Annotated in this window: 12 protein-coding genes and 1 pseudogene; 9 read left to right on the top strand and 4 right to left on the bottom strand. The window is 64.9% G+C overall.

All coding sequences use genetic code 11. From position 1 onward, the window contains the following. Positions 1-60: 60 nt before the first annotated feature. The 3 genes from Q0A27_RS00840 to Q0A27_RS00830 all read right to left on the bottom strand — a co-directional run bounded on the left by Q0A27_RS00840 (position 61) and on the right by Q0A27_RS00830 (position 1412). Positions 61-756 (bottom strand): response regulator transcription factor, encoded by a 696-nt coding sequence (locus Q0A27_RS00840; protein ID WP_291473191.1) that lies wholly within the window; start codon positions 754-756, stop codon positions 61-63. A gap of 202 nt (positions 757-958) precedes the next feature. Further along, entirely contained in the window at positions 959-1126 is a 168-nt protein-coding gene (gene rpmF, locus Q0A27_RS00835) for a 50S ribosomal protein L32 (RefSeq protein ID WP_014010581.1), read from the bottom strand. A gap of 16 nt (positions 1127-1142) precedes the next feature. Next, on the bottom strand, positions 1143-1412 hold the full coding sequence (locus Q0A27_RS00830) for a type B 50S ribosomal protein L31 (RefSeq protein ID WP_014010582.1): 270 nt from the start codon (positions 1410-1412) through the stop codon (positions 1143-1145). A 421-nt stretch (positions 1413-1833) separates the two neighbouring features. Here Q0A27_RS00830 and rpmB point away from each other — a divergent pair, with 421 nt between their 5' ends. The 9 genes from rpmB to Q0A27_RS00785 all read left to right on the top strand — a co-directional run bounded on the left by rpmB (position 1834) and on the right by Q0A27_RS00785 (position 7016). After that, on the top strand, positions 1834-2070 hold the full coding sequence (gene rpmB / locus Q0A27_RS00825) for a 50S ribosomal protein L28 (protein WP_020441666.1): 237 nt from the start codon (positions 1834-1836) through the stop codon (positions 2068-2070). Then, a complete protein-coding gene (gene rpmG, locus Q0A27_RS00820; RefSeq protein ID WP_023025964.1) occupies positions 2070-2234 on the top strand; it encodes a 50S ribosomal protein L33 in 165 nt (54 codons plus the stop codon). Before rpmB ends, rpmG begins: the two co-directional genes overlap by 1 nt. A 3-nt stretch (positions 2235-2237) precedes the next feature. Further along, entirely contained in the window at positions 2238-2543 is a 306-nt protein-coding gene (gene rpsN / locus Q0A27_RS00815) for a 30S ribosomal protein S14 (RefSeq protein ID WP_291473190.1), read from the top strand. A gap of 15 nt (positions 2544-2558) precedes the next feature. Continuing rightward, positions 2559-2807: a 30S ribosomal protein S18 gene (rpsR, locus tag Q0A27_RS00810; protein WP_291473189.1), complete on the top strand. Its 249-nt coding sequence runs from the start codon at positions 2559-2561 to the stop codon at positions 2805-2807. A gap of 171 nt (positions 2808-2978) precedes the next feature. Further along, positions 2979-3659, top strand: coding sequence for an RDD family protein (locus tag Q0A27_RS00805; protein ID WP_291473188.1), 681 nt, complete (start codon positions 2979-2981; stop codon positions 3657-3659). A 16-nt stretch (positions 3660-3675) separates the two neighbouring features. Further along, positions 3676-4293 (top strand): RDD family protein, encoded by a 618-nt coding sequence (locus Q0A27_RS00800; RefSeq protein ID WP_291473187.1) that lies wholly within the window; start codon positions 3676-3678, stop codon positions 4291-4293. Between the two features lie 45 nt (positions 4294-4338). Continuing rightward, positions 4339-5316 (top strand): AEC family transporter, encoded by a 978-nt coding sequence (locus tag Q0A27_RS00795; protein ID WP_291473186.1) that lies wholly within the window; start codon positions 4339-4341, stop codon positions 5314-5316. A gap of 19 nt (positions 5317-5335) precedes the next feature. Continuing rightward, positions 5336-5827, top strand: coding sequence for a TM2 domain-containing protein (locus tag Q0A27_RS00790; protein WP_291473185.1), 492 nt, complete (start codon positions 5336-5338; stop codon positions 5825-5827). A 106-nt stretch (positions 5828-5933) separates the two neighbouring features. Next, positions 5934-7016: a hypothetical protein gene (locus Q0A27_RS00785; protein ID WP_291473184.1), complete on the top strand. Its 1083-nt coding sequence runs from the start codon at positions 5934-5936 to the stop codon at positions 7014-7016. 43 nt (positions 7017-7059) lie between these two features. Here the strand turns inward: Q0A27_RS00785 and Q0A27_RS00780 are convergent. After that, positions 7060-7381: pseudogene (locus Q0A27_RS00780) on the bottom strand (acetyl-CoA C-acyltransferase); the annotation flags it as partial.

Below are 7381 nucleotides of genomic sequence, written 5' to 3'. Positions count from 1 at the left end.
GTCCCCTGCCCCACCGCCCCTGAGCAAGCCACCGGAGCATTCCAGCAGCGTCTCAGTGGATCAGGGAGTGTTCTCCCGCAGTGCATAGCCCACACCGCGCACGGTATGGATGAGACGGTCCTCCCCCTCGGCCTCCGTCTTGCGCCGGAGATAGCCGATGTAGACCTCGAGGGCGTTGCCGGAGGTCGGGAAGTCGTAACCCCAGACCTCCTCGAGGATGGTGTTGCGGGACAGGACCTTGCGGGCGTTGCGCAGCAGCAGCTCCAGCAGCGCGAACTCGGTGCGGGTCAGGCTGATCCGTCGCTCACCACGGGTGACTTCCCGGGTCTCGGGGTTCAGGGTGAGATCGAGGAAGCTCAGCGGCTTCGAGTCCTTGGCTACCGCAGCGGCCGTACGTCGGGAACGCCGGTAGAGGGACCGTACCCGGGCGAGCAGCTCCTCGAGGGCGAAAGGCTTGGCGAGGTAGTCGTCGGCCCCGGCGTCCAGGCCGGCGACCCGGTCGGCGACATCGGACTTCTGGGAGAGCATGAGGACGAGGACCTCACTGCCGCTGCCACGCAGGGACCGGAGGATCTCAAGGCCGTCGACCTTGGGGAGAATGCCGTCCATGATGACGAGGTCCGGGTTCTCCTTACGGATGAGGGTCTGTGCCTCTTCACCGTCGGTGGCCTGGACGACATCGTATCCGTTGAACGTGAGCGACTGGCGGAGCGTGTCACGCACGGACCGATCATCATCGACTACAAGAATTTTCATAGCCTCCATTGTGCACCATGCGCTACCCCATAGCCTCCCCCTGTGACATCTTTTCAGCGAACCGACAGGAAGCTGTCCGCTGGCCGGTCAGAAAGGGACCGGCAGTTGTTTGACTATCATTCTCCCTGAAAAGAATCAGGACCATTCGGATACGGAAAAGCCGCCTCCCGGAGAAACGGGAAGCGACGTGACCGGGGTACTGCTAGTCGAGCTCGACCAGGCCCAGCTGGGCTGCCTTGACCAGGCGGCGCGGGATCTGGACCTCACGGCCCTGGACCTTGACGGTCTGCAGGGCGGTGTTGTCGGACTTCCACTGCGAACGACGCGAGTGGGTGTTCGCACGGGACATGCGGCGCTTCGGAACTGCCATTGTTCTCTACCCTCCTCTACGCGTTCTTCTTGGACGGACGGACGCGGGAACCGAACCGGCGCTGGAACTTCTCGACGCGGCCGGCGGTGTCCATGACACGCTGCGCGCCGGTCCAGAACGGGTGGGACTCGCTGGTGACGTCAACGACGATCAGCGGGTACTCGTTTCCGTCCTCCCACTCGACCGTACGGTCGGAGGAGACGGTGGAACGCGTCAGGAACTGGTGGCCAGTGCTGGCGTCCTTGAAGACCACCGGGTGGTAGTCGGGGTGGATATCGCTCTTCATTCTCAATCCCTCAGGGTCGGGCACCAGGTCGGTCCCGCAGGCGGACGGTGATCCGTCCGTACCGTAGGTCGTGCCTGGGTCGGGTTTGGAGTGTGGGCACACCGCGACCGAACGCGGCAGTGACACAACGATCCACCATAACCCGCACGACCCCGATCCGTGAAATCCCGGCTCTCCCGCCGCCGGCGTACGTGTATCACGGAGCCTGAGCGGGGCCCGCAAAGGTCGACCGCAGCAGGGATTAGGTCTGCAGCGCGCGATGAGGTAGAGTTTCGCCTCGCTGTTGTCTAAGTAAACGTCATCGCCCGATCGACCATGTCCACACAGCGCCCCGGCACGCCTGCTTCCCGTCTAGTTGCGGGCACGTCTTATGTCGGTGCGGCGCCCGGACCGGACGAGCGGGCGGAAGGAGAAAATACCCATGTCGGCATTTTGCCAGGTCACGGGTCGGAAGCCGGGGTTCGGCAAGTCCGTCTCGCACTCGCACCGCCGCACGAACCGTCGCTGGAACCCGAACATCCAGCGTCGTTCGTTCTACCTGCCCTCTGAGGGACGGACGATCACCCTGAACGTCTCCACCAAGGGCCTCAAGACCATCGACCGGGACGGCATCGAGTCTGTCGTCGCCAAGATCCGCGCTCGTGGGGAGAAGATCTAATGGCACGTAACGATATCCGCCCCATCATCAAGCTGAAGTCCACCGCGGGCACCGGTTACACCTACGTGACCCGCAAGAACAAGCGGAACAACCCGGACCGGATCAGCCTCAAGAAGTTCGATCCGATCGCTCGCAAGCACGTCGAGTTCCGCGAGGAGCGTTAACCTATGGCGAAGAAGTCCAAGATCGCGAAGAACGAGCAGCGCAAGGAGATCGTCGCCCGTTTCGCCGAGCGTCGTACCGAGCTCAAGGCGATCATCAAGAACCCGAACTCCTCCGAGCAGGAGCGTGCGGATGCGCAGTTCGAGCTGAACCGCCAGCCGCGCGACGCCTCTCCGGTCCGCGTCCGTAACCGCGACGCCGCCGACGGCCGTCCCCGCGGTTACCTCCGCAAGTTCGGCCTGTCCCGCGTCCGCGTCCGCGAGATGGCTCACCGCGGTGAGCTTCCGGGCGTCCGTAAGTCCAGCTGGTAAAGGGGAGCTCACACAATGAAGCGCACCAATCACAAGAAGGCGCGGATCGAGCAGTCCCGCCGCCCGAAGAAGAACCCGCTCAAGGCAGAGGGTATCGAGACCGTCGACTACAAGGACTACGCCCTGCTGCGTAAGTTCATCTCCGACCGTGGCAAGATCCGCGGCCGCCGCGTCACCGGCCTCACCCCGCAGCAGCAGCGTCAGGTCGCCACCGCGGTCAAGAACGCCCGTGAGATGGCTCTCCTGCCGTTCCACAGCCGCTGATCCCTGCTGACTTCAGCACCGTAGTCCGGTGACACGGACTACTGCTCTCCCGAAGAGCGTTTACACAGACACCTGAACCCCGCCCCGGTTGTCCCCCGGAGCGGGGTTCAGTCGTATGTCGGGTACCGTGGTGGGGTAGTTTCATCCTGCCCCCGATGAAAGGGACGCCTCATGTCAACCCCCTCCGGTACCCCCGAGAATCCGTTCAGTGATGACCGCAGCCGGGAGGACGCCGACCGCGCCGGTGACGCCACCGGCGGCGAGGGTTCCCTCCCCTCCTACAATGCTTACACCGGCGGGGACGCGCCGGACAGCGGCGCTCCGCTCACCGGCGCCACGGGCCAGGACGCCTACCCCGGAGCAGGGAAGCGACTTGGCGCCCTGGTCATCGACAACATCCTCATCGGCATCATCGGCATGGTGCTCATCATGACCATCGCCGGCAGCGACATCTCGGACTACTCCGACGAGTTCCAGGCCTGGCAGGACGCCGGAGAGCCCGACTCCGCCCCGGTCATGGACGCGGGCAACCTCCTCATCGCCAGCGTCATCACGCTCGTGATCTGGTTCGCCTACCGGGTCATCCTGGAGGTGCGCAAGGGGCAGACCCTCGGCAAGATGGCGCTGAAGATCAAGGTGGTGGACGCTGACGGCAAGCTGCTGACCGCCGGGGCGTCCTTCAAGCGAAACTCCTGGTACATCGCCGTTTTCCTGCTCGGAATGTTCGTCGGGTCCATCGGACAGATCGTCGCTGTGATCCTTGTGGCGGTGCTCGGGTTCACCATCGCCCGTAACCCCTTCCGTCAGCACACCTTCGACCAGTGGTCGAAGGCCTACGTGGTCAACGCCTGACAGAGAGAGCGCACCCATGAGCAACTCCTACGGTCCCGACGACAACCGGAATCCATACACCCGGGACGGTGTCCCGCAGAGTGGCAAGCCCCAGGGCGGATTCCCGTCGGCCGGGTATCCCCTGGTCTCCCCCTACCCGGGGGCCGGTGCCCGCCTGGGCGCCTACGTCATCGACCTGCTGGTGGTCGGTGTCGCCATGGCTGTCGTCATGCTCTTCGTGGTCTGGGACGACGTCAGCGCCTGGATCGACGACCTCGACCAGTGGGACGGCAACGGTGACGCCCCCGACCTCAACATGGGCGGTTTCTACCTCATCAGCATCCTCAGCATCATCATCTGGATGGCCTACCGGATCTGCATGGAGACCTGGAGGGGCCAGACAGTCGGCAAGATGGCGTTGAAAATGAAGGTCGTCGATGTCGACGGTCAGCTCCCGACCGCCCAGGCGTCCTTCCTGCGCAACAGCTGGTACCTCATCAGCGCGGTGCTGAGTTTCATCCCCGTCGTCGGCTGGGTGGCGAATGTCGGCATCCCTGCCGCCCTCGGTGTGACCATCTCCAGGGACCCGTACCGGCAGTCCTTCACGGACCACTGGGGCAGGACCTACGTGGTGAGCACCCGCCCCACGTTCTGATCCCCGACCTGAGGCGGGTCCCACCGCGCGTGGTCTAATGGAGCGATGCTCGACGTGCTCAGTGGATTCCTCGTGGTGGTCATCGTCATCGCCCTGGGATTCCTGGTCGGATGCCGGGATCTGCTCGGGCCACGGGCCGTCTACACCCTGAACATGTTCGTGTTCTGGATCGCGACGCCGGCACTGCTCATCAACTTCCTCTCCCAGGCTGACCTGGGGGACGTCTTCGGTGAGAACCTCGCCGTGGTGGTCCTGAGTTCCGTCCTGGCCGGCCTCGTCGGATTCCTCGGGTTCCGGCATCTCGCCGGGCGCAACGTCCCGGACAGTCTCGTGACGCTGCTGGCCTGTTCCTACTGCAACGGGTCCAATCTCGGCGTTCCCCTGGTCACCCACGTCCTCGGTGACCCCACGGCATCTCTGCCGGTCATCATCTTCCAGACCGCGGTCTACGGTCCCGCGGTCGTGCTGCTGCTCGACGTCTCCACCCGGCGTCAGGCCCGGCTCGAGGACGGCAGTGCCGCCTCACACCGAGGCATCGGCCCACTGGTCCGCGAGCTGGTGGTCGGAATTGTGCGTAACCCGCTGATCATCGCCGCCGTCGCAGGCATCATCCTCGCCACGTTGCGCACCACCGCAGACTGGACACTGCCCGAGCTCATCGCCGAGCCGGTCGCCACTCTCGCGGGGGCCGCCGTGCCGGTCGCCCTCATCGCCTTCGGTATGTCGATGGCTCAGGTGCGCGTGCTCGGATCGACCAGCCCGAAGCGCAGTGTGTGGGCGGCTGCTGTGGTGAAGACAGTCGTCCACCCGCTCATCGCCTATGCCCTGGCGCGGCTGCTCTTCAATGCCTCCGGGGCCGCGCTGCTGGCCTTCGTGGTCGTCGCCGCCCTGCCCACCGCACAGAACGTCTTCACCTACTCACAACGGTTCGGGACGAACACGGTACTTGCCCGGGACACCGGCGTGGTGAGCACCCTGCTGTCGATTCCGTCGATTGCTGTCATCGCCCTACTTCTGGGCTGACAACAACTGATAGGTCAGGGTGCGTGAACCGGGCTTCCCGGTATCTGAACCCCAGTTGTCCTCGAGGAGCTCCCCGTGTCCCAACCCCTTCGCCAACGGCGACCAGCAGCCGTACCAGCCCCAGGACCCCTACCAGGAGCAGCAGCCCTACGCTGAGCCCTCCGCACAGGGCTACCCGGGGTACCAGCAGCCCGGTTACCAGCCGAACGCGATGATGGCCTACGGCCAGCCGGGCTACCCGGTGAACTACGCCCCCAAGTCGAGAATCGCCGCCGCACTGCTGGCCTTCTTCCTCGGTTCCCTGGGCGTCCACAACTTCTACCTCGGATACAAGTCGAAGGCGTGGACGCAGCCCGGGCTGACGATCTTCGGTTATGTCACCGCGATTCTGCTCATCGGGTTCGTGTTCATCTTCGCCGTCGGCATCTGGGCCTTCGTCGAGTTCATCATGATCCTCGCCGAAGGCGGTCAGTACCGCACGGACGCCAACGGTGTCCCGCTGACCAGCTGACCGGAACCCACCCCGTCCGGAGGCAGTACTGACGGTGAACAGGAATCACTCTACGGTGGGAGGTACGACAGGATCCCACCACATCCCGCCACAAGGAGTGAGCACCATGAGTACCGCCAGGAATCCGCAGGGTACCGTCGATTCCCTCGATCTCTCCGAGATCCTCGCCGCCGACACCACCGACGGGCCGAAAGTCACCCTCTACCTACCCTCCGATCCCACCGGCGCAGATTCAGACCTCGTCCGGCGCACCTTCAACGCCCTGGTCAAGCAGGCGGCTGGCAGCCTGGGCACTGATGCATCCATCCTTGATCCGGTGCGTGCCGAGGTTGAGGATCCGCTCTTCTGGCGGGAGCAGAGTCGCGGACTCGCCGTCTTCGCGTCCCGCGGCTTCCACCGCATCATCCGGATCCCGGTGGAGGTCGCCGAATCCGCCACAGTCGGGTTGTCCTTCCACCTGCTCCCTCTCACCCCGATGATCGAAGGCTCCGGGAACTGTTACATCCTCGCTCTGGCCAAAAACAGTGTCCGGCTGTTCGATGCGACCCGCAACAGCATCCAGGAGCTGCCACTGGGTTCCATCCCGGCGAGCTACGACGACGTGATCGAGGACATACCGGAGCGGCAGATCCAGGGCCGGAGTACCGGTCGGGACTCGGTCGCCTTCCACGGCCACGGTGGTGCGGCCGACAACTCCGGGATGCTCACCGAGGAGTTTCTCCGGGAGGTCGGACAGGGCATCGAAAGGGAACTCGGTACTGCCCGGTCCCAGCCGTTGGTTCTCGCCTCGGTCGAGGAGCACCTCCCCGTGTTCCGGAAGGTGTGCGGCTACCCGGCGGTCGTCGACGAGGTCATCCCAGGCAACCCGGAGCACAGCACGTCCGGTGACCTGCGGTCCGCAGCCTGGCGCATCATCACCGCCCGACGCGATGCCGCTGAGCCCGCCCTCCGGGACAAGGCGCTGACCGAAGTCAGCGCCGGACGCGGATCGACCACCCTGGCTGAGATCGTCTGCGCGGCTGACGAAGGGCGGGTGGACACGCTCTACCTGCCCCGCGATCCCGGATCGGTCAGCGACGCCGCGTTCGCCGACCGTGCGTTGGCCGGCACGCTGGCGAAGGGCGGCAATGTGCGCACCCTCAGCTCCGGAGAGGGCGGCGACGGAGTCATCGCCACCTACCGGCACTGATCCCCCTGACCCCTGCTCCCCTCCTCCCGGTGCCACATCAGGATCAGCGCCAGAGGATCAACGCATCACCCTGACCACCGCCCCCGCACAGCGACACGGCAGCCCTACCACCACCACGACGGTTCAGCTCAAGGGCAGCCGTCACCACCAGACGCGCACCCGAGCAACCGATCGGATGACCCAACGCAATACCACCACCGTGAATATTCGTCCGCTCCAACGGATAATCCAGATCCCGCAGCGACTGCACCACCACCGCACCGAAAGCCTCATTGATCTCCAGGAAATCCAGATCAGACACCTCCCACCCCGCCTTGCCCAACGCCGCGGCCACCGCCTGCGCCGGCTGGGAATGCAGGAACGTG

The organism is Corynebacterium sp. (assembly GCF_022712275.1).
GTDB lineage: Bacteria > Actinomycetota > Actinomycetes > Mycobacteriales > Mycobacteriaceae > Corynebacterium.
Note: the sequence above shows the minus strand (reverse complement) of the source record. Positions and strands in the feature narration are given on the sequence as shown.